Annotated in this window: 17 protein-coding genes and 1 riboswitch; of the genes, 5 read left to right on the forward strand and 12 right to left on the reverse strand. The window is 61.5% G+C overall.

From position 1 onward, the window contains the following. Positions 1-3: 3 nt before the first annotated feature. The 5 genes from BW995_RS11870 to BW995_RS11890 form a co-directional block, all read right to left on the reverse strand. Positions 4-612, reverse strand: a complete 609-nt coding sequence (locus BW995_RS11870) for a 2-hydroxychromene-2-carboxylate isomerase (protein ID WP_076400620.1) — start codon at positions 610-612, stop codon at positions 4-6. Between the two features lie 26 nt (positions 613-638). Further along, positions 639-1247 (reverse strand): carbonic anhydrase, encoded by a 609-nt coding sequence (locus tag BW995_RS11875; RefSeq protein ID WP_076400621.1) that lies wholly within the window; start codon positions 1245-1247, stop codon positions 639-641. Further along, entirely contained in the window at positions 1247-1936 is a 690-nt protein-coding gene (locus tag BW995_RS11880; RefSeq protein ID WP_076400622.1) for an SDR family oxidoreductase, read from the reverse strand. The genes BW995_RS11875 and BW995_RS11880 overlap by 1 nt, the downstream gene beginning before the upstream one ends. A gap of 141 nt (positions 1937-2077) precedes the next feature. Beyond that, positions 2078-3268, reverse strand: coding sequence for an acetyl-CoA C-acyltransferase (locus BW995_RS11885; protein ID WP_076400623.1), 1191 nt, complete (start codon positions 3266-3268; stop codon positions 2078-2080). Between the two features lie 120 nt (positions 3269-3388). Next, positions 3389-4552, reverse strand: a complete 1164-nt coding sequence (locus tag BW995_RS11890) for an isovaleryl-CoA dehydrogenase (protein ID WP_076400624.1) — start codon at positions 4550-4552, stop codon at positions 3389-3391. A 406-nt stretch (positions 4553-4958) separates the two neighbouring features. On the opposite strand from BW995_RS11890, the gene BW995_RS11895 reads away from it, so the two are divergent. Next, entirely contained in the window at positions 4959-6341 is a 1383-nt protein-coding gene (locus tag BW995_RS11895) for a hypothetical protein (RefSeq protein WP_076400625.1), read from the forward strand. Between the two features lie 257 nt (positions 6342-6598). Here the strand turns inward: BW995_RS11895 and BW995_RS11900 are convergent, their stop codons facing one another. Continuing rightward, positions 6599-7096, reverse strand: a complete 498-nt coding sequence (locus BW995_RS11900; RefSeq protein WP_175617059.1) for a DUF3124 domain-containing protein — start codon at positions 7094-7096, stop codon at positions 6599-6601. 188 nt (positions 7097-7284) lie between these two features. Next, positions 7285-8058: an enoyl-ACP reductase FabI gene (fabI, locus tag BW995_RS11905; protein WP_076400627.1), complete on the reverse strand. Its 774-nt coding sequence runs from the start codon at positions 8056-8058 to the stop codon at positions 7285-7287. A gap of 255 nt (positions 8059-8313) precedes the next feature. Here fabI and BW995_RS11910 point away from each other — a divergent pair, with 255 nt between their 5' ends. Beyond that, complete coding sequence (locus BW995_RS11910) at positions 8314-9918, forward strand: GlcNAc-transferase family protein (protein ID WP_076400628.1); 1605 nt, start codon at positions 8314-8316, stop codon at positions 9916-9918. Positions 9919-9947: 29 nt separating this feature from the next. On the opposite strand, the gene BW995_RS11915 is transcribed toward BW995_RS11910, so the two are convergent. After that, positions 9948-10925 (reverse strand): methyl-accepting chemotaxis protein, encoded by a 978-nt coding sequence (locus BW995_RS11915; RefSeq protein ID WP_407656317.1) that lies wholly within the window; start codon positions 10923-10925, stop codon positions 9948-9950. Positions 10926-11248: 323 nt separating this feature from the next. Further along, a complete protein-coding gene (locus BW995_RS11920; protein ID WP_076400630.1) occupies positions 11249-13987 on the reverse strand; it encodes a PAS domain S-box protein in 2739 nt (912 codons plus the stop codon). 727 nt (positions 13988-14714) lie between these two features. On the opposite strand from BW995_RS11920, the gene BW995_RS20790 reads away from it, so the two are divergent. Together BW995_RS20790 and BW995_RS11925 are read left to right on the forward strand one after the other, a co-directional pair. Next, positions 14715-14867, forward strand: a complete 153-nt coding sequence (locus BW995_RS20790) for a hypothetical protein (protein ID WP_175617060.1) — start codon at positions 14715-14717, stop codon at positions 14865-14867. 84 nt (positions 14868-14951) lie between these two features. Continuing rightward, entirely contained in the window at positions 14952-15740 is a 789-nt protein-coding gene (locus BW995_RS11925) for a protein phosphatase CheZ (protein ID WP_245821428.1), read from the forward strand. A gap of 123 nt (positions 15741-15863) precedes the next feature. On the opposite strand, the gene BW995_RS11930 is transcribed toward BW995_RS11925, so the two are convergent. Continuing rightward, positions 15864-16619, reverse strand: coding sequence for a hypothetical protein (locus tag BW995_RS11930; protein WP_076400632.1), 756 nt, complete (start codon positions 16617-16619; stop codon positions 15864-15866). Positions 16620-16869: 250 nt separating this feature from the next. Here BW995_RS11930 and BW995_RS11935 point away from each other — a divergent pair, with 250 nt between their 5' ends. Further along, the gene (locus tag BW995_RS11935) at positions 16870-17727 is read left to right on the forward strand and encodes a DUF4743 domain-containing protein (RefSeq protein ID WP_076400633.1); all 858 of its coding nucleotides are present in this window, start codon (positions 16870-16872) and stop codon (positions 17725-17727) included. Positions 17728-17812: 85 nt separating this feature from the next. On the opposite strand, the gene BW995_RS21245 is transcribed toward BW995_RS11935, so the two are convergent. Together BW995_RS21245 and thiC are read right to left on the reverse strand one after the other, a co-directional pair. Further along, positions 17813-18226, reverse strand: coding sequence for a helix-turn-helix domain-containing protein (locus BW995_RS21245; protein WP_076400634.1), 414 nt, complete (start codon positions 18224-18226; stop codon positions 17813-17815). 269 nt (positions 18227-18495) lie between these two features. Further along, on the reverse strand, positions 18496-20331 hold the full coding sequence (gene thiC / locus BW995_RS11945; protein WP_076400635.1) for a phosphomethylpyrimidine synthase ThiC: 1836 nt from the start codon (positions 20329-20331) through the stop codon (positions 18496-18498). A 136-nt stretch (positions 20332-20467) separates the two neighbouring features. Beyond that, positions 20468-20586: riboswitch (TPP riboswitch) on the reverse strand. Positions 20587-20588 lie beyond the last annotated feature (2 nt).

A 20588-nucleotide genomic window follows, 5' to 3' on the forward strand; every position in this document is an offset into this window, starting at 1 on the left:
GCCTTACCAGCCGCCGGTTTCAAGCCATTCCTCGACCATCCACAGGCGGTCGGCCCCCCAGAAGTGTTCGCCATCGACCACCAGCCACGGCGAGCCGAAGATGCCGCGGGAAACGGCCTCGTCGCACACCTCGCGCAGACGGTTCTTGATCACCGGATCGGCCAGCGCCTGTTCCAGCGCCGCCCGGTCGATCCCCATGCGGGCGGCAATATCGAGCACCACCTCCGGCTCTCCGATATTTTTGCCCTGCTCGAAGTAGGCAGAATAGACCACGGCGGCGAAATCCACCGCCTTGGCCGGAGCATGCTCTTCCAGCCAGTAAAAGGCCCGCGAGGCGGCCACCGCGCCAATCGGAAAGGTTTCCGGCTGGCGATAGGTGATGCCGTACAGGCGACAGAACCGCTCGACGTCGGTCTTCATGTAACTGAACTTCATCGCCGAGCTGGCCAGCGGCGCACCACCGCTTTCCTTCATCACCGCACCCAGCAGGAAAGGCCGCCAGAGCACCGTCCGGCCATGGTCTTCCGCGATGTTGTCAATCTGCGTCGCGGCGATATAGCCATAGGGGCTGGAGAAATCGAACCAGAACTCGATCGGCGTCTTTTTCGCCATGGTGGCCTTTCCTTATCCGGGTGGGGTTATTCAATACGAACGAACTGACCGTCGTCTTCGTTCAGGCGATACAGCGCGCCTTCCTTCATGTCGAACCACCAGCCGTGGACATTGAGATATCCGAGGTCGGCGGCGTTCTGCACAAAGGGGAAGCTGCGCAGGTTGCGGATCGACTGCCGCAGGGTGTCCTGACTGGCCTTGGCCGGTTCTTCGTCACCGACCGCACCGGCCATCATCGACATCCACGGCTGGATGAATTCACGGTCGGGCATGGTTTCATGCTTGGTGGCCGCCACCAGCGCACTGACCCCGCCACAGCTGGAATGGGCCAGCACGATGATGTCCTGCACCTTCAGGTCGCGCACGGCATATTCCAGCGCCGCCGAGGTGCCGTGATAGTGACCGTCCGGGGCATAGGGCGGCACCAGGGCCGCCACGTTGCGCACCACGAACAGTTCGCCCGGTTCGGCATTCATCAGGATCGCCGGGTCAACCCGGCTGTCCGAACAGGCCACCAGCAGGATTTCCGGCTTTTGGCCGCCCTCGACCAGCGAGGCCACGCGCTCGGGGCGCTGTTCGTAATAGATGGCGCGAAAACTACGAAAGCCAGCCACCATACGATCAATGGTCCGCATCACCACGGCAGTTCCTTTCCCTGATAATCGACAAACAAACCGGTCCGGTCGAGCGAGGTGGCAGCAATCGCTGCCCGCATGCCGCTGACGCTTTCCGGCGCATCCAGCATTCCGTCCGGGCCGCCCATGTCGGTGCGGACCCAGCCCGGATGCAACAAGACAACGGCAATGCCATCGGGCTTCAGGTCATGGGACAGACCGGCCCCGACCATGTTCACCGATGCCTTGGAGGCACGGTAAATATAAGACCCACCCGGCATTTCACCGATGGACCCCATCCGTGACGAGACAATCGCCACCGTTGCCGTCCCGCCAGCCGCCACCGCGGCCCGCAGGTTCGACACCAGCGCCTGAGTCACCGCCAGCGGGCCAAAGGCATTGACCTGCTGGGCGGCCAGAAAGGAGGCACAGTCAACGGTACCGAACGCCTGATGGGCGTGGGCACCGTAGATACCGGCGTTGTTGATCAACAGGTTGACCGGCTGACCAGCCAGCCTGTGTGCCAGAGCCGCCAGCGAGTCGGCGTCGGGCACCTCCAGCGCCTCGACCTCGACCCCCAACGCCTGCAAGGCAGGGGCCTGTTCCGGGGCACGGCAGCAGGCAATCACGCGCCATCCCGCATCGCGGTACTGTCGCGCAAATTCCAGCCCCAGGCCACGATTGGCACCGGTGATCAACACACAGGGCATCGCTGTTTCCTTTCGTTACATCAGGCAGACCCGGATGGGGGGGAAGCATCGGAGTGCAGGCACCATACCTGTCTCTGATCCTCCCCGCCACGTCCTTGATTAAAACGTCCTTGATGCAGACAGGGAAAGGGATCAGAGCCGTTACGAGGCCAGCTCCAGCGCCACCGCCGTTGCTTCGCCGCCGCCAATGCAGAGCGAGGCAACACCGGTCTTCAAACCATACTTTTTCAGTGCATTAATCAGGGTCACGAGGATACGTGCCCCTGATGCGCCAATGGGATGACCCAAGGCACAAGCCCCACCATGCACGTTCACCTTTTCATGAGCAATTTGTAAATCATGCATGGCAGCCATGGTTACAACCGCAAAAGCCTCGTTGATTTCCCACAGGTCAACGTCAGCCAGCGACCAGTTGACCTTCGTCAGCAGCTTTTCCATCGCTCCCACCGGAGCGGTGGTGAACCACGCCGGGGCGCGGGCGTCGGTGGCATGGCCGAGGATGGTCGCCAGCGGGGTCAGACCGCGCCGGTCGGCTTCGGACCGGCGCATCATCACCAGCGCCGCCGCCCCGTCGGAAATCGACGAGCTGTTCGCCGCCGTCACCGTCCCGCCATCGCGGAAAGCGGCCTTCAGGGTCGGGATTTTGTCCGGGCGGGCGTTGCGCGGCTGTTCGTCGGCTTCGATCAGGGTGTCGCCCTTGCGGCCCTTGATCGCCACCGGCACGATTTCCGCCGCCGCCGTGCCGTCATTGGTCGCCTTCAGCGCCCGGTCCAGCGAAGCCAGCGCAAAGGCGTCCTGCTGTTCGCGGGTAAAGCCGTAATGGCTGGCGGTGTCCTCGGCAAAGGTGCCCATCAGGCGGCCCTTGTCATAGGCGTCCTCCAGACCGTCGAGGAACATGTGGTCCATCACCCGCCCATGGCCCATGCGATAGCCGCCACGGGCCTTGTCCAGCAGGTAGGGGGCGTTGCTCATCGATTCCATGCCACCGGCGATCATCACCGAGGCCGACCCGGCCAGCAGCATGTCATGGGCAAACATCGCCGCCCGCATCCCCGATCCGCACATCTTGTTGATGGTGGTGCAGCCCGCCGCGTCAGGCACCCCGGCCCCGCGCGATGCCTGACGCGCCGGAGCCTGTCCCAGCCCGGCCGGCAGCACGCAGCCCATCAGCACTTCATCCACATCAGCAGCCGGAACCGCGGCCCGGTCCAGCGCGCCCTTGATCGCAATCGAGCCAAGCACCGGCGCGGTCACGCCCGACAATTCGCCCTGAAAGGCCCCCATCGGGGTGCGGGCAGCGCCAACGATCACAATCGGATCAGCATGGGTCATTACAGTTTGTCCTGTCCAGGCGCCGCCAGTCAGGGCGGCGCGGTGGGTCTGTCCAAACGCCGCCGGTGAGGGCAGCGCAGTGATAAAAATGGCAGGGAACGGGCCGGTTCCCTGCGGATTTCAGGCGCTTTCGGTAAACAGCTCGCGCCCGATCAGCATCCGGCGAATCTCGCTGGTGCCTGCGCCGATCTCGTACAGCTTGGCATCGCGCAGCAGTCGCCCGGTGGGGTAGTCGTTGATATAACCGTTGCCGCCCAGCGTCTGGATTGCCTCCAGCGCCATCCAGGTGGCTTTTTCGGCGGCGTACAGAATGACCCCGGCAGCATCCTTGCGGCTGGTCTCGCCACGGTCGCACGCCCTGGCCACCGCATAGACATAAGCCCGGCAGGCATTCATGGTGGTGTACATGTCGGCCAGCTTGCCCTGCATCAACTGGAACTCGCCAATCGGCTGGCCAAACTGCTTGCGGTCATGGACATAGGGCACCACCACGTCCATGCAGGCCTGCATGATCCCCAGCGGCCCGGCGGCCAGCACCGCCCGTTCATAGTCAAGACCGCTCATCAGCACCCGCACACCGCCGTTCAGCGCCCCAAGGATGTTTTCCTCCGGTACTTCGCAGTCTTCAAACACCAGTTCGCAGGTGTTGGAGCCACGCATCCCCAGCTTGTCGAGCTTTTGCGCGGTGGAAAACCCCGCCATGCCCTTTTCGACCAGAAAAGCGGTGATGCCCTTCGGCCCCGCCGCCGGATCGGTCTTGGCATAAACCACCAGCACGTCAGCATCGGGACCATTGGTGATCCACATCTTGTTGCCGTTCAGGACAAAGCGGTCGCCCCGCCGCTCGGCACGCAGGCGCATCGACACCACATCCGACCCGGACCCCGGCTCGGACATCGCCAGCGCCCCCACCGCATCGCCTGCAATCAGGCGCGGCAGCCAGGTCTGCTTTTGCGTTTCGGTACCGTTGCGGCGAATCTGGTTCACACACAGGTTGGAATGCGCGCCATAGCTGAGGCCGACACTGGCCGAGGCGCGGGAGATTTCCTCCATCGCCACCACATGTTCCAGATAGCCCAGTCCGGCCCCGCCGTACTCTTCCTCGACGGTGATCCCCAGCACCCCCAGATCGCCGAACTTGCGCCACAGGTCGGCGGGGAACTCGTTACTGCGATCAATTTCCGCTGCACGCGGCGCAATCTGGTCGGCGGCAAAGCGCGCCACACTGTCGCGCAGCATGTCTGCCGACTCTCCCAGATCAAAATTCAGGCTCGTAAAGCTCATCTGTCAGCCTTTCTTTCCTGCCTGCCCGCCATCGGGCGGGTGGTTGCCCTGCCCGCCACCCGGCGGGTGGTTACGACGTCTCCCGGTCGGGGCGGCACTCTGGTTTTCCTGTCCTCCGGTTCCCATGTGGGTAACCGGGGCGAGCCTGCTCCCGTGCCCACCAAGGTACTTTCCGTTTACGTAAACGTCAATACAGTGTTCTTTACCCACCCCTCTTGTCCGATCCGACAGAGACGATGGCGGCCAGACCTATCCTTTCAGATAGGCTCTGGCGCGAATAAGCCCTTCCGTTCGTTCGAGATTGGCTTGATTTCCGACGGCAACTAGCGCAGGGTTCCCAGAGGCAAGGCCGATCTGTAACGAACGATGACATCCCCGGCACGTTCGGCGGCATATGGACACAGGCATGAGCAACAGGGCACGACTTTCAACGGCGATTCTGACCATTGGCGATGCCAGTGGTGACGGGCCCGTCCTGAAGCTGATTCCACCGCCGGTGAAATCCCTCGTCCGCACCACTGCCAACCGACTGACCGGCCAGCGGAAAGCTCGCCTGTTGCGGGTGGCGGCCGAGATTTATCCGATCCTGCAAAAGATCGAAGACCGCGCCCTGCCGGATTCGGAAAAAAAGCTGCAAGGCGTTCCCTTTCTGCAGGCACTGACCGACGACGAAAAGATCGAACGCGGCCTGCGGATGTTCGTCTCGGCGTGGAAGTCGAACATTATCCGCCTGAACGACGACAAGGGGAAACCGATTCCCCCCAGCAAGGGCCGGACGCACATGACCGCCTGCGGCCTGACCGTCGATCAGGCGCAGATTTTTTTCATCGACATGGCGCTGGAGCTGATCTTCAAGGCCAACTCCAAGGCCAAGCGGCAACTGCTGGGTACCATCCACAACCCGGCAGCAATCGGCAAGCTGCGGGTGATGTCGGTGTTCCAGCCGCTGGCCCTGACCGAACTGGTGATGGGGCTGGGCTATCAGGCCGGTGACATCCTGGCCGAAGCCAACCCCGATGTCCTGTACGCGCTGGCGATGCTGAAGGCATTCCACATGCGCGCCCTGCGACAGGCCTTTGGCGCGGGCTTCCGCAATGTCTTTGACTGGTCGCCCGACACCATCAAGGCCGTGGCCGAGAACTTCAACTGCGTCGAGCAGGTGCGCGATCTGGGAGATGCCATCGGGCTGATCCGCGACCCGCAGGCCCTGATCGTGCTGGGCAAGTGGGAAGTGCGCGACATCACCGACAAGGTGAACGAAGAACGCGCTGCCCGTGGCCTGCCGGAAGTCAAGGGCCATCGCTTTGAAACCGACATTGCCGCCGGACGGTCGATTCTGGGGCCCTATTTCAACACCCTGATCGAAAACCCGCCCGAGCTGCTGGTCGCCTTTGGCAAAATCGTCAGCCAGATTCGTCAGGCCGACAAAATCGCCCGCAAGGAGCGCATTGACGAAGTCCGCCTGTTCTGCGACCGGTTCATGGAATACATCAGCACCGATACCATGAAGGCGCTGGGGATTGTCGGCGAAAAGCCAACCGGCTTTGGCGAAGCCCTGAACATCCTCGAAGGGCTGTTCTCCAAGCCCGGCCTTGGCCGCCGGTTCTTTGAAGGCCCGCTGCAAACCCCCGAAGGCATCAAGGCCATCGCCGGCCTGAAAGCCGACCTCGATGACATGCGCAAGCGCGGATCGATCAAGGGCGATGCGGAAATCGGCCAGTTGATTGCCAACTCGGACATTCTGGACCGCTGTATCGTGCCGTTCCTGAACTTCTCGATGAAGAATTAGGGGAAGACTTAGAGCATTGTGCGAAAAGTGGGAACCGGTTTTCGCAACAACAATGCGGCACTACAAAAGGTTAGACCAGCGTGCGTTAAATCTGACGCCACAGTACACGACAGTTGGTGGAGAATGGCGGACTGCCGTCCGCACCTGCCCGGGGGGACAAAGCCCCCAGACCCCCATTTTTTCTTTTACTATCAAAGAAATGGGGTCTGGGTCATCAAGGCCCCAGCGAGGTTTTGAGCAGCGCTCCATGACCCTGTTTACCGGCACGGCCCCAGCTCACTGGCCCGGCTGTTGAACGCCATCCCCTGACTGCCCTTACTGCCAACCATCACCGATTCCGTCACCGGCGGCAGCACCCCTGCCGGACCGCTCCACGCCAGCACCATGCTGGCGCCGGTGTGCTGCGGGAAATCGACATTGCGCAGGAACAGCTCCACCGCTCCCAGCGGCGGGATCACCTGCGGGGCTCCGTCGATAAAGTCCTTCAGCGGTTCGCCCTGATGACCAAACAACAGCGCCGAAGACACACTGAGCGGATGAGTCGGATTGGGGTTGCGCAGACTGATGGTCACCGCCACCGAAAACAGGTCGTTGTGCAAATAGCGGATCGCCGAATAGATCGGCAGGAACTGACGCCCCTGCGCCGCATCCTTGCCATACTGGGCAGGAATGGCAATCGGCCCGCACAGGGCGCTACGGACTTCGCTGGTCGTCGGCTCGGTGGCAGAGGCGGCTCCCCCCGTCAGCAGCAGCATCACAAGCAGACCTGCCGTGTACCCCAGACCTGTAAACCGCATGGCAGGCTCCCTTGAAAAAGCAAACACCGTGCCCTGTTGTAGCGCACGGTGTTGGTGATTACCAATCCTGCACAACAAAAACCCGGAGCCTGTACCAGACTCCGGGTTTCACACCTCACACGGACACGCCACAAGGCGAGTCCGGTTTAGCCCATGATGTTGTAACCGGCATCAATGAAGTGCACACCGCCGGTGATGTTGTGGGCTGCATCGGACACCAGGAACGAAGCATAGGCCCCGACGTCTTCGATGCTGACCAGAATGTGTTCCGGGGCCTTTTCCGCCGCCCGGGCCATCAGTTCGTCAAAGCGGTCAATGCCCGACGCGGCGCGGGTCTTCAGCGGGCCGGGCGACATGGCGTGGACGCGAATGCCCTTTTCGCCCAGCTCGGCGGCCATGTAACGGGTGACGCTTTCCAGCGCGGCCTTCACCGGCCCCATGACGTTGTAGTGATCGACCACCTTTTCCGAGCCATAGAACGACACGGTCAGCAGAGTGCCACCGTCCTTCATCAGCGGTTCGGCATAGCGGGCCATGCGGATGAACGAATGGCAGGACACATCCATCGCCATCGAGAATCCTTCGCGGCTGCAATCAACCACGCGGCCATGCAGGTCTTCCTTGGGCGCAAAGGCGATCGAGTGCAGCACGAAATCCAGCTTGCCCCATTTCTGTTCGATCTGGGCAAACACGTCCTTCAGCTCGCCACTTTCGCGCACATCGCACGGTCCCATCAGTTCGGCAGACAGGGTCTCGGCCAGCGGCACGACATAGGGCTTGGCTTTTTCGTTCAGGAACGTAACCGCCAGCTCGGCCCCCATGTCGCGGAAAACCTTGGCGCAGCCATAAGCGATCGACTGGTCATTGGCGATACCGACGATCAGGCCTTTTTTACCGTGCAGGGAAAACGGGTTGGTCATGGCGCCCTCGTGTTGGGAGAGTATTGGGGGAAGTGATGATGCAGTGCAGCATACGACACTCTCCCCGTCCCCGACAATGACTGTTCCATGAAAGGGTCTACTTAAAATAAGGAGATTGCAGTGCCATTACATGCAGTTCGCCTGATATTCAGGCAACACTCCCCTCCCCGTGCTGAACCGGTGTTTGCTTAATCTGACACCACTCTCGTGCTACCCTGCGGCGGTACCCGGACGATCCCCGCTTCAGGAGCCTCGATGATCCCCAGCCCGCTTACCGCATCAGCGGACCGTCCGACGATCTTTGTCGCCATTGCCAGTTACCGCGACCCTGATCTGGCCGCCACCATGAGCGACCTGTTCACCAAGGCCGATGCCCCGGACCGCCTGCGGGTGGGCGTCTGCCTGCAATGGGTGCCAGAGGACGATACCGACTGTGCCCCCTGGCCGGACCGCCCTGCTCAGGTGCGGGTGCTGGAGGTCCACGCCCGCGACAGTCAGGGGGCTTGCTGGGCCCGCTCCCGCACACAGGAGTTGATGGCCGGCGAAGACTATTATTTCCAGATCGACAGCCACATGCGCTTTGTCCCCGGCTGGGACAGCGTGCTACTGGCGATGCTGGCCGCCGCTCCGTCGCCGCGCGCGGTGCTGTCCACCTATCCCCTCAGCTTTGAGCCGCCATCGACCTTCAGCCCGCCGCGCTATGTGCGGATTCATCCCAAGGGCTTTGATACCGACGGCATCTTGTTGCAGCGGTCCACCGGCGCCGCGATCGAGGATGCTCCCAAGGCACTGGAGCCAACCTGTCACCTCGGTGCCGGGCTGCTGTTTGCGGCGGCGGCGATGGTCAGGGACGTGCCCTATGATCCCTACCTGTATTTTCAGGGCGAAGAAATCTCGCTGGCGGTGCGGTTGTGGAGCCACGGCTGGGACCTGTTCACCCCCAATCAGGCGGTGGCCTACCACGACTACACCCCCCGACCGTCCCGACCGCGGCATTGGGAAGACCAGAAAGACTGGGCTGTCCTGCGCCAGCGAGCCGCCAAGCGGGTGCGTCACATGCTGGGCATGGAGCAATATCCGGCCAGCGCCGAAGACCCCGCCCTGCGCGACATTGACCGCTATGGACTGGGCCGCGTCCGTTCGCTGGCCTCCTATGAAGCGGCCAGCGGGATCGACTTCCGGGTGCGTCTGATTGATGGCAAGCCCGGCCTGTTGCCCGACCGCGAGCCCGAACAGCCGACCGAAAGCCAGAAACGGCAGAAAGTCTTTTCCGCCATCTGGGCCGGCAATGGCTGGCGGTGTGAGGAAACCCGCTCAGGCTCTGGCTCGACGATGGCCGCCACCGCCACCCTGCGCCCCCGCCTGCGCGATGCCTTGCGCTTTCTGAATGTGCAGGTGCTGGCCGATGCAGGATGCGGCGACGGCAACTGGATTGCCGACCTGCTCCCCGATCTGCGTCTGTATCTTGGCTTTGACATCGCCCCCGAGGCGGTCAGCCACCTCATGCAACGGTTTGCCGATCAGACAGCGGTGTTTACCCGTCAGGCTGATATCGTCAGCACCGTTTTGCCACGCTGTGATGCCATTTTGTGCCGCGACGTTCTGACCCATCTGCCGGTCGAAGCAGCGCTGGCCGCCCTGCGGGCCTTTCAGCGCAGCGGCAGCCGTTACCTGATCGCCACCCACCACACCACCGAGCGCAACCAGTGGGTCACCACCGGCGGCTGGTATCCGACGGATCTGTGTGCAGCGCCCTTTTCCCTGCCAGAGCCAACCTTGCTGCTGCCCGAAGGTCTGACGGGCAGCAGCAAGGCTCTGGGAGTGTGGCCGTTACAGGAGCTTGCACCCCTCAAGCCCTGAAACAGTCCTGATGATCACCGTAAAACCGGTCAGTTGTTGCTGGAATGCGGTGTCTGGACGATCACCCCATACCACCCCAGTCCGCGATAGGTCTCATAGCCCGGTGTCAGGGCATAGCCCATCACCGCGCTGTCATGACGAACAGTATGGCCGATAGCCTGCTTGCTGGCGGGCAAGCCGACCCGTTCCGACAGAACGCCCTTGTTATCCGAAGAGGCAATCACCAACCCGGTCGAATCGACCAGCAGGCAGCGGGTGGAGCTTTTTTCCTCTTCGCTCAGACGGACCCCTTGCACCACGGCGCGGGCTTGCGGTTCCCAGTCAAAGAAAATCGCCAGCACACCCTGCGGAGCCCCATCAACTTCGCCATCCTGCCGGATGGCCGTCGCATAGGTCGCCACCTGCGCCCCGCCCAACAGATCGGACGCGCAGACGTCATCAACGATAAAGTCCCCGCCATCGCGCGTGGCCATCGCCTGGGTGAACCAGCGTTCCTGCTGCACCGAACGGCCGAGGACTCCCGGATAGCGGTCCGGGCGGCCATTGGCAACAACACGACCGTCGGCATCAATCACCCACAGGTCCAGATAGACGGTATAGGATGACAGGATCACCCCCAGCCGCTGGGACGCCCGGCGGCTGGTCGCGGCAGAGGGCTGTTGCACGGCGTCAACCACCGCACTGTCGGTTGCCCACCACCGCACATCACAGGACCGCTCATACAGGTTGCGGTCAATGATTTCGATCATGTTCAGGGCCAGATCAGCCAGGCGCGTTCCCCGCACGTGCTCGACCAGTCCACGCCCCAAGGACGACAGGTCACTGGCGCTCCCGACCAGTTCCTGCTGCAACTCGTTGGCCACCGACGAGATGGCCTGCGAGATGGATTTCACTTCACTGGCCACCACCGCAAACCCGCGCCCATGGTCTCCGGCCCGGTGCGCTTCGATCAGGGCGTTCAATGCCAGCATCCGGACAGAACCAGTGATGGCATGAATTTGGCTCATTTTTGATTCAGTAAGGTAAGAAACTTTTTCCGCAAGTTCGACAATACGCTCTGCGTTAGACATCGGCCCTCCTAACGATTGGCGAGTGTTCTTTATAGACTTGGTTTGCCGTTACCCGCCCGGTCTGCTGCATCCGTGAGGTCCGCACTGATACAACAACTGCCCATAAGTGTTTAAGCAAAAAATATGCCGCACTGCGGCAGAAGGCATAACAAAGGGTTAACAAAAGAGTGCCCGCGCATATGCCCGCCTTTTAGGCGGACCTGCCATATATATTCTCATAATAATATTATGGTATTTTATGAAACCATTTTGTGGGGCGTTTACCAGACCCGCACCGGAAAGCTCAGCCGGACCGTGGTCCCCTGCTCCAGCGCGCTGGTAATCTGCAGATCGCCGCCGTGCAGACGGACAAAGGCCACCGTCAACGGCAATCCCAGCCCGGTGCCTTCGTAACGGCGGGCCAGTCGGCTATCAATCTGCTGGAATGGCATCAGGGCGCGGGGGATGTCTTCGGCCCGCATGCCGATACCAGTGTCCTGCACCTCGATGATCAGGGTCCGGGCCTGTTCCGCCTCGGCTGCTGGCGGGCAAAAGGCCTTCAGCGTCACCGCCCCACCGGCGGGGGTGAACTTGATCGCATTGCCCAACAGATTGATCAGGATCTGCTTCAGGCGACGTGGTTCACCCCACATGTCGGGCAGGTTTGGTTCAATCGTGCTGCGCAGCTGAATGCCGGCATCGCTGGCGCGTACCGACACCAGCCGCAGGGCACTGTCGGCAATGTCGGCAAAGGCCACCCGTTCGGGATGCAGGGTCATTTCCCCGGCTTCCACCCGGCTGACATCAAGAATGTCGTTGATCACGTCCAGCAGGTGACGACCGGATTCCAGAATGTTGTAGGCATATTCCTTGTAGGACGGCGGCGTGACCACCCCAAACAGTTCGGAATAAATCACCTCGGAAAAGCCGATGATCGCATTCAGCGGTGTCCGCAGTTCATGGCTCATGTTGGCCAGGAACTCGGTCTTGGCCCGGTTGGCCCATTCGGCCTGTTCCTTGGCCACGATCAGGTCATCCTCGGCCTTGCGGCGAGCGGTGATGTCACCCAGCGACCCGGCCATCCGGTAGACATGCCCACGCGCATCCCGCACCGCCAGTCCACGATGCTGTACCCAGCGCAAGGCTCCATCGGCATCGGTGATGCGATAGCTGCAGGAAAAGAACGGGGTCAGCCCTTTCAGGTGTCGCCGCAACGCCTCGCGGAAGGCTGGCAGGTCTTCACGGCAGATCAGCGCCAGCCATTGTGATGGCTTTTGCACCGTCTGCGGATGAACCCCCAGAACGTCCCAGGTGTGCGGGCTGAAATAGACACAATCCGACCGCACATCCCAGTCCCAGATGGCTTCGTTGGTACCGGAAATCGCCAACTGGTGACGTTCTTCGCTGGCACGCAGGGCGGCTTCGGCTTCCTTGCGCTCGGTGATGTCGCGCACCACCCCGGTGAACAGGATGCGCCCGCCAATCCGCAGTTCCGACACCGCCAGCTCGATCGGGAACACGGTCCCGTCCTTGCGCTGGGCCACTTCCTCGCGGCCAATGCCGATGATTTTCTTGTGGCCGGTTTCCAGATAGTTTTCCAGATACTGGCCATGCATCTGCCGTTGCCCGCTGGGGATCAGCATGTGGACCGGCTGCCCGGCCACTTCGGCAGCGGTGTAGCCGAAAATGCGTTCGGCAGCGGTGTTGAAACTTTCGATCCGGCCACGGTGATCAATGGTAATGATGCCATCGACCACGGTATTCATGATCCCGTCCAGCTGCCGTTCACGGGCCAGCGTCGCATCATTGGCTTGCTGAATCTCGCTGAGGTCACGCCCGACCACCATCAGTTCGCTGCCATCATCGCACAGCGGCAACACTGCCAGCTCCAGCGGAGCCATCACCGGCCCCACCGTTTGCCCCGTCGCCTGTTCCGGCAGACACATCAGCGGCACCCGGTGCCAGCGTTCAAATTTTTTGGGGTCCTGCAACACCGCCCGCACCGTTGCCTGCTGATCCGGCGGCGCCAGATCGGCCAGCGCGCAGCCGATCAGGGTGTCTTCGCCATGCCCCAGAATCCGCAGCCCGGCCGGGTTGATATAGCCAATCAGACCATCTTTCAGCACACAGACCAGATCAGGCATCAGCTCGACCAGACGGCGGTGCCGCTGTTCGCTGTCGGCCAGCGCCTTTTCCGCCCGCCGCCGCAAGGTGATGTCGGATTCGATCGCCACCGCCCCGCCATCCGGCGTCCGTGCCTCACGCAACAGCACCGTCCGGCCATCGGCATACTCGATTTCACGCGGCCCGCGCGGGGCGCGATGATCCAGCAGGCGCTGCTGTATCCATGGCTCGGGATGGGAGCGCGCCGACGCAATCAGCCCGCTGTCCACCGCGGCCCGGACGATCTCTTCAAAGCTGGTGCCGGGCACCAGCAGGCTGCCCAGCCCCGGCAAGCCTTCCACAAAGCGCGCATTGCACAGCACCAGACGGTCATCGGCATCAAACAGGACAAACGCCTCGTTCATGCTGCCGATGGCCTGCCGCAGCCGGGCCCGCATGGCACGGGCTTCCTGCTCGGACTGCTCCAGCGTCTGGGCCTGCTGTTTGACGGTGCTGATATCGCTCAGCGTCAGTACCGTTTGCCCCTCGAGGGTGCGTGAAATCCGCTCGCGCAGCCAGCGGCCATTCTTCAGGGCATGGTCCAGCGGCTGGTTATGGCGCTTTTGATGGTGGTCCAGCCGGTGCTCGACAAAGAACGGGTCGGCAAAGGCCCCCCGCTCGGCCAGCAGCGACAGCAGGCTGGTGAACGGCAAACCGACCGGCAGCGCATGGTCCGGCAGGGACAACAGCGAGGCATACGACGGGTTGCTGTAGATCAGGTGATCATCGCTGTCAAAGACCGCCACCCCTTCGCTGACACTGCTGAGTGCCGCCGACACGATGGTCTGGAATTCATGGGAGGCCGTCGAACGCGGCAAGCGCCAGAACGGCTTTTTGCCCGAAGATTTTTTCTGCACAGGCATCCCTCCCCAACCCAAAGTCGTAACGATCGTCGTAGACACACGACCGTACAGAGCCCTTGGCAGCTCTTTGACGGCCTCCAGCGTTTCACAAAGAGCCGCCAACAGGAATAAGGTTTTTCAGAAAATGACCAAAAGAATATACCCCATCCCTGATGGTGGATAAAAGATGTACGACCATTCTCTTGCTGATGACCATCAACCGACCCGCGGCTAGACCAGCGTGCGCTAAATCTGATGCCACAGTACACGACAGTTGGTGGAGAATGGCGGACTGCCGTCCGCATCTGCCCGGGGGACGATGCCCCCGGACCCCCATTTTTTCTTTCAATATCAAATCAGTGGGGTCCGTGGCCTAAAGGCCCCGGCGAGGTTTGGAGCAGCGCTCCATGATCTTTTTGTTTTGTGTCGTGTACTGTGATCTGATGCAAGCACGCTGGTCCAGGATTTTGTTTTGCCGCATTGCTTATGCGAAAATCGGTTCCCACTTTTCGCACAACGCCGGTTTTTTCATGCCGCATTGCTTATGCGAAAACCGGTTCCCACTTTTCGCACAACGCCGGTTTCTTCATGCCGCGCTGTTTATGTGAAAACCGGTTCCCACTTTTCGCACAACGCTCCAGGGTTTGCCTGTTGGCACCGGAACAGGGTATGATACTTTATCCACGCCCATCCGGGCCTGTTCGGCTGGCCCACCGCACCAGCCCGTCATAAAGGAGGCTGCATGGCTGAAGAAACCTGGAAACGCTCCTGCGGCGTCGGTTCTTCCCATGATGCCCCACTGAACAAAAGCAACCCTGCCGGGATTCTGGCCCCGGTGGGGCGTGATGCGATCACCGAACCGGAAATGGTGCCGGAATCCTGCTGCATTTCCTGATGATTCAGGACCGGTGATTGTCTATATACTGAGACCAATGGCAACGCAGGGTTGACCCTGTGCATGAAGTGGGAGAAGTGGGCTATGGATAGTCCGACCGGGATGCCGCGCAAGTTGTTTACCGCCGAACTGCAACGGCGTCAGAGAGGCAGCGGTGACGGTGGCGAACGCCACGCCAGCAGCCCGTCCTTCTCTTCCGGGGATTCCGGACAGATGATGCGCGAGTTGCGCTCGATGAAAGAAGAGCTGCGCTCGCTTGACCATCTGTTGCGCGCCCACTTTGAACCGGCAGACGAAGTTGATGAAGATGCCCCCCAGGACGATCCGATCCTGCGGGAATACGAACGCCAGAAACAGGAAGTGATGATCCTGCGCACCGAGCTGCGGGCTTTGGCCAACTCGATTCAGGAGACCAAGCGCGAAATCGCCCACCTGCGTTCAAGCCACACCCAGGGCGACCGGCTGGTGGTGGTGGCCGGGGAACTTGATGCCATCGTCGGATCGACCGAACAGGCCACCGAAGGCATCCTTGATGCCGCCGAAAAAATCGACACCATCGCCCACACCCTGAAAGCTGCTGGCGACGACACCTATACGACCCGGCTGGCCGAAGACCTGACCGAGCACGTGATGGTGATCTTCGAGCACTGCAACTTTCAGGACATCACCGGTCAGCGCACCACCAAGGTGGTCAACACCCTGAAATTCATCGAAGACCGCATCGACAAGATGATCTCCATCTGGGGCCAGGACTCCTTCGCCGAACTGATCGGGGAAGAAGACCACAGCGAAGACGATGCACGCCTGCTCAATGGCCCGCAACTGGGGGCGGCTGCCATCTCGCAGGATGAAATCGACCGACTGTTTGATTGAGACGGGGAGTGTGGGGCGCGCCTCCACACCTCGCCGATGCTGTGCCTATCGGGCAAAAGGCCCCCGTCCACAGAGGATCGGGGGCCTTTTGCTGGATAAACAGACTCTATCTGGAAACAGTGCTCAGTGGGCAGTCTGCCCCTTCGCCGCCGCAGGAGCCGCCGGGCGACGCTGCGCCGACAAATCGAGACCTTCGCGGCGGATATCGGCCATCAGCGCGCGGGCATGTTCATCAAAGCACGCCTGACTGTAGGTATCGGCCCCGTGATGACGCAGGCTGTCCCGCACATCGCGCAGCCCGTAAATCAGGGTGCGCAGGAAATCGTCGCGGTCGTGGGCGCGGCTGGCGTCGGCAATGGCACCGTTCACCAGACGATCAACCAGCGCCACATCGGCCAGCGGATTCGGGTCGTCCTGGTACATCGCCACCCCGTGGAAACGGTCACGCAGGTGCGCCGTCACGCTGTCACTCAGCGAGGACATCCGGCGGGACAGACGGGCGATGTCACGATCCCGGCGGGCAATGATGCTGCGCATCACCGTCACCGCCAGCGTTACCACCAGCACCGCCACACACACCAGCCCGCTGGCCAGACGATAATCACCATTCTGCGCCAAAGTCGCTGCTTCGCCGCAGGCCCAGCCACTGACCGCCGCACTGACCACCCCGACCCCCCGTGCAAACAACCCCGGAGCACTGAGGCACAGCAGCAGCGTCATCACCAGATAGATCCCCGCCCCAATGGCCGGAGCCGATCCGTCGATCACCGAAAAGCCCTCGCGGCCAATCGCACGCACCACTGGAATGGCGAACAGGATACCGGTTCCGACCGCAGCCGAACCAAAGAGGATTTTCCCGAGCGGGCCAGTGATACGCATGGCAATCTCCTGTTTGTGTGCGGCGCGAGCCTCTGGGCTGGTTTCTGGGGGCATAGTGCTAAGGACTATGGTTCACTATACCCATGGCATGCCTTTTGTCGTGTGCTTTTCATCACAGACCATGACTTTTGTGACGAAAAAAGACGGAATCCTGCGACCAGCCCGCCATACCCCGATACATTCCCGTTCCAGACGTGGCAGAAACGCTCTACCGTGGTCCGTCATTTCCGCCGTTTCAGGACCCCTGTTGATGAGTTTTCTCGACCACATTCACGCCTGCAACCGCAAAGACCTGAGCCTTTTCAAGCCATTGATGATCAATGAGCAGCGTGTGGGCTGGGTCCGGTCAACGTTTGAACCCGAACTTGCCCGTTTCCCGCAGGTGGTCCGACTCGATCACAACGCCGTGAGCCTGTCTCCGGCCCTGTCCAGCCCGGACCTGCGCAGCGCCGCCATCGCCGAGGTCTTTGCCACTCTGGCCAGCGAAGGCCGCTGTCCCCAGCCGCGCGGCGAACTGTACGCCTGCAAGACATCATGGTCCGCCCCCGAGCTGTTCCGCATCGATCGGGCGCAGGTGTCGTATCTGGGGATCAGGGCCTATGGGGTTCACATGAACGGTTGGGTGCAGACCGCCGATGGTCCGGCCCTGTGGATCGGGCGGCGGGCACTGGACAAAAAGGTCGCCCCCGGCAAGCTCGACAACATGGTCGCCGGTGGTCAGCCTGCCGGTCTGTCATTGGTGGAAAACCTTGCCAAGGAAGCCGCCGAAGAGGCCGATGTTCCGGCCGCGCTGGTCGCACAGGCGCGCGCCGTCGGGGCGGTTACCTATTGCATGGAAGGATCAGGCGGGCTGAAGCCCGACACCATGTTCTGTTATGATCTGGAACTTCCCGCCGACTTCACCCCGCGCAATACCGATGGTGAAATGGTCGGCTTTGAGCTGTGGCCAGTGCGCAAGGCGCTGGAGGTCATTGCCGCTGGCGATGATTTCAAATTCAACGTCAATCTGGTGATTGTGGATTTTGCGCTGCGTCACGGCATTCTGACGCCGGACGACGAGCCGCACTATGAGGCGTTGCTGACCGGTCTGCGCCAGCCATTACCTTGAAAAAAATCCCGGACCCTGAACAAACCCCGGCGAGACGGGGCGCCATGCACTTCATCCCCTCTGCATGACGCCCTGGCACCGGTTCTTACTGGTCTTCGTCTTCCCGATTGGCGGGATCACCCATCACCACCGCTCCTAACGGCGGCAGCGGAGTGCTCACGTCAATGATGTCATCCAGAAGACCTGCACGAATGGCCATGGCAACCGCCTGAACACGGTTGGCCGCACGCATTTTGCGTTGGGCATTGCGCAGATGACTGATGACGGTTTGGTCAGAGATTCCCAAAATAACGCCGGTTTCCCAGGCCGTTTTGCCTTCAGCAGACCAAGCCAGGCATTCCCGTTCACGCGCGGTGAGCGGGCGGCCCGACAGGGCTGCCATGGCAAGGGCTTTCTGACTGCTCGGGCGCTTGGGGGCCGAGTCCAGACCGGGGGTGGTCAGAAGATCATCCGGGGTCGTAGCCTTGGCATATTCGCGCCGAGCTATGTGCGCTACCATGCTCATACTCCCTAAAAGGGGTTAACGACATGATCATGATAACCACTGTTCATTTGCGTTGTGAACGTCTGATTTGAAAAAATTCCAGTTTTTATCTTCTCGGTCTCGCCATGGGGTGTTTTCCAGAAAGAAAAACGCTCCCTGCGTTTATTGAAGTTTCCTAAATAGGAATAAAGGCTCATTTATACGCATTAATATCTCGCAAAAGTATAAAATCCGGGTGACACAATCGCCACCCGGAAGTTTTTTAGGGGTATTTGGCCGGTCCGTTATCCCTGAGTCGCCGTGAATGGGTCAGGAATCGTGACGTACAAATCACCGCCCTGCTGGCGGAATTTGTCGGCCATCTCCGCCATGCCCTCCTGCCGCTCGCGCCCGGCGTGGTCGCGGACCTCGTGCGAGATTTTCATCGAGCAGAACTTCGGGCCGCACATCGAACAGAAATGCGCTTCCTTGTGAGCATCCTTCGGCAGGGTCTCGTCGTGGAACTCCAGCGCCTTTTCCGGGTCGAGCGACAGGTTGAACTGGTCATGCCAGCGGAACGAGAAGCGGGCCCGCGACAGGGCATCATCCCGCAGCCGCGCCGCCGGATGGCCTTTCGCCAGATCAGCGGCATGGGCGGCAATCTTGTAGGTGACCACCCCCTGCCGCACGTCCTCGCGGTCGGGCAGGCCCAGATGCTCTTTCGGGGTCACGTAGCACAGCATCGCCGTCCCGAACCAGCCGATCATTGATGCCCCGATCGCCGAGGTGATGTGGTCATAGCCCGGTGCAATGTCGGTCACCAACGGCCCGAGGGTATAGAACGGCGCGTCACCACACAGCTTCTGCTGCAAGGCAACGTTGGCCTTGATCTTGTGCATCGGCACATGGCCGGGGCCTTCGATCATCACTTGCACGTCATGCTGCCAGGCGATTTTGGTCAGTTCGCCCAGCGTTTCCAGCTCGGCAAACTGGGCGGCATCGTTGGCGTCAGCAATCGAACCGGGGCGCAGGCCGTCGCCCAGCGACACCGCCACGTCATAGGCCCGCAGGATTTCACAGATTTCCGGGAAGCGGGTGTAGAGGAAGTTTTCGCGGTGATGGGCCAGACACCACTTGGCCATGATCGAGCCCCCGCGCGACACAATGCCGGTCACCCGGTTGGCGGTCAGCGGAATGTGCGACAACAACAGACCGGCATGGATGGTAAAGTAGTCCACCCCCTGCTCGCATTGTTCGATCAGGGTATCGCGGTAGACCTCCCAGCTCAGGTTTTCGGCAATGCCATCGACCTTTTCCAGTGCCTGATACAGCGGCACCGTCCCGATCGGCACCGGGCTGTTGCGCATGATCCATTCGCGGATGTGGTGGATGTTGCGCCCGGTAGACAGGTCCATCACCGTGTCGGCCCCCCAGCGGATCGACCACACCATTTTTTCGACTTCTTCGGCCACGCCCGAGGTCACCGCCGAGTTGCCGATGTTGGCATTGATCTTGACCAGAAAGTTACGGCCAATCGCCATCGGTTCCAGTTCACCGTGGTTGATGTTGGCCGGAATGATCGCCCGCCCGGCGGCAACTTCGGCCCGCACCCATTCCGGGGTGATCTCGTCGGGGATATCGGCTTCGAACGGCACCCCGTCCCGGCTGAGCGTTTCGCGCGCCTTGGCCAGCCCGAGATTCTCGCGCACCGCCACATATTCCATTTCCGGGGTGATGATCCCGGCGCGGGCATAGGCCAACTGGGTCACCGCCTTGCCATCGCGGGCGCGCAACGGACGCCGCTGCAACGGGAATTCCGGCACCGCATGGGCCGGGCCGACGTTGCCGTTGTCCTGCGGCTGCACCGGTCGCCCGTCATAAGCTTCGACATCGCCGCGCGCCAGCACCCAGGCATCACGGGGGCGCGACAGGCCCTCTTCGATGCAAATCCGCGCCGACGGATCACTGTATGGCCCCGAGGTATCATACAGCCGCACCGGCTCTTCGCGGGCCGAAGGATCAAGGGTGACCTCCCGGAACGGCACCTGCAGGCCGCTGGTGGTGGTCAGGTAATGCTTGCGCGACCCCGGAAACGGGCCGGTGGTCAAAGCGAAGTCACTGGGCAGGGTAATGTGGTTCATTGCGAGGATCTCCCTGGCGTCTGGATGGGAGATCCGGGCGCCGGTTGGGACATCCCCGCCAACTGTCTGGTCCACGCCAGCCCGCTGATGGGGGTGAGAGAGTACCGGCTTGCTGGCCCTTGGGCCTTGTGGCAACGGCACGCTCAGGTTCCTATCCCTCCGCCGGTATGACCCGGATCAGGTTCAAAGGGTTCCCGGCACGCCCAAGCGCCTGGTCTCAGCCGTCCTGATGGAACGGCACCCCTCGGAATGGCTTT

The organism is Insolitispirillum peregrinum, assembly GCF_900156605.1.
In the GTDB taxonomy this organism is placed as follows: domain Bacteria; phylum Pseudomonadota; class Alphaproteobacteria; order Rhodospirillales; family Rhodospirillaceae; genus Insolitispirillum; species Insolitispirillum peregrinum.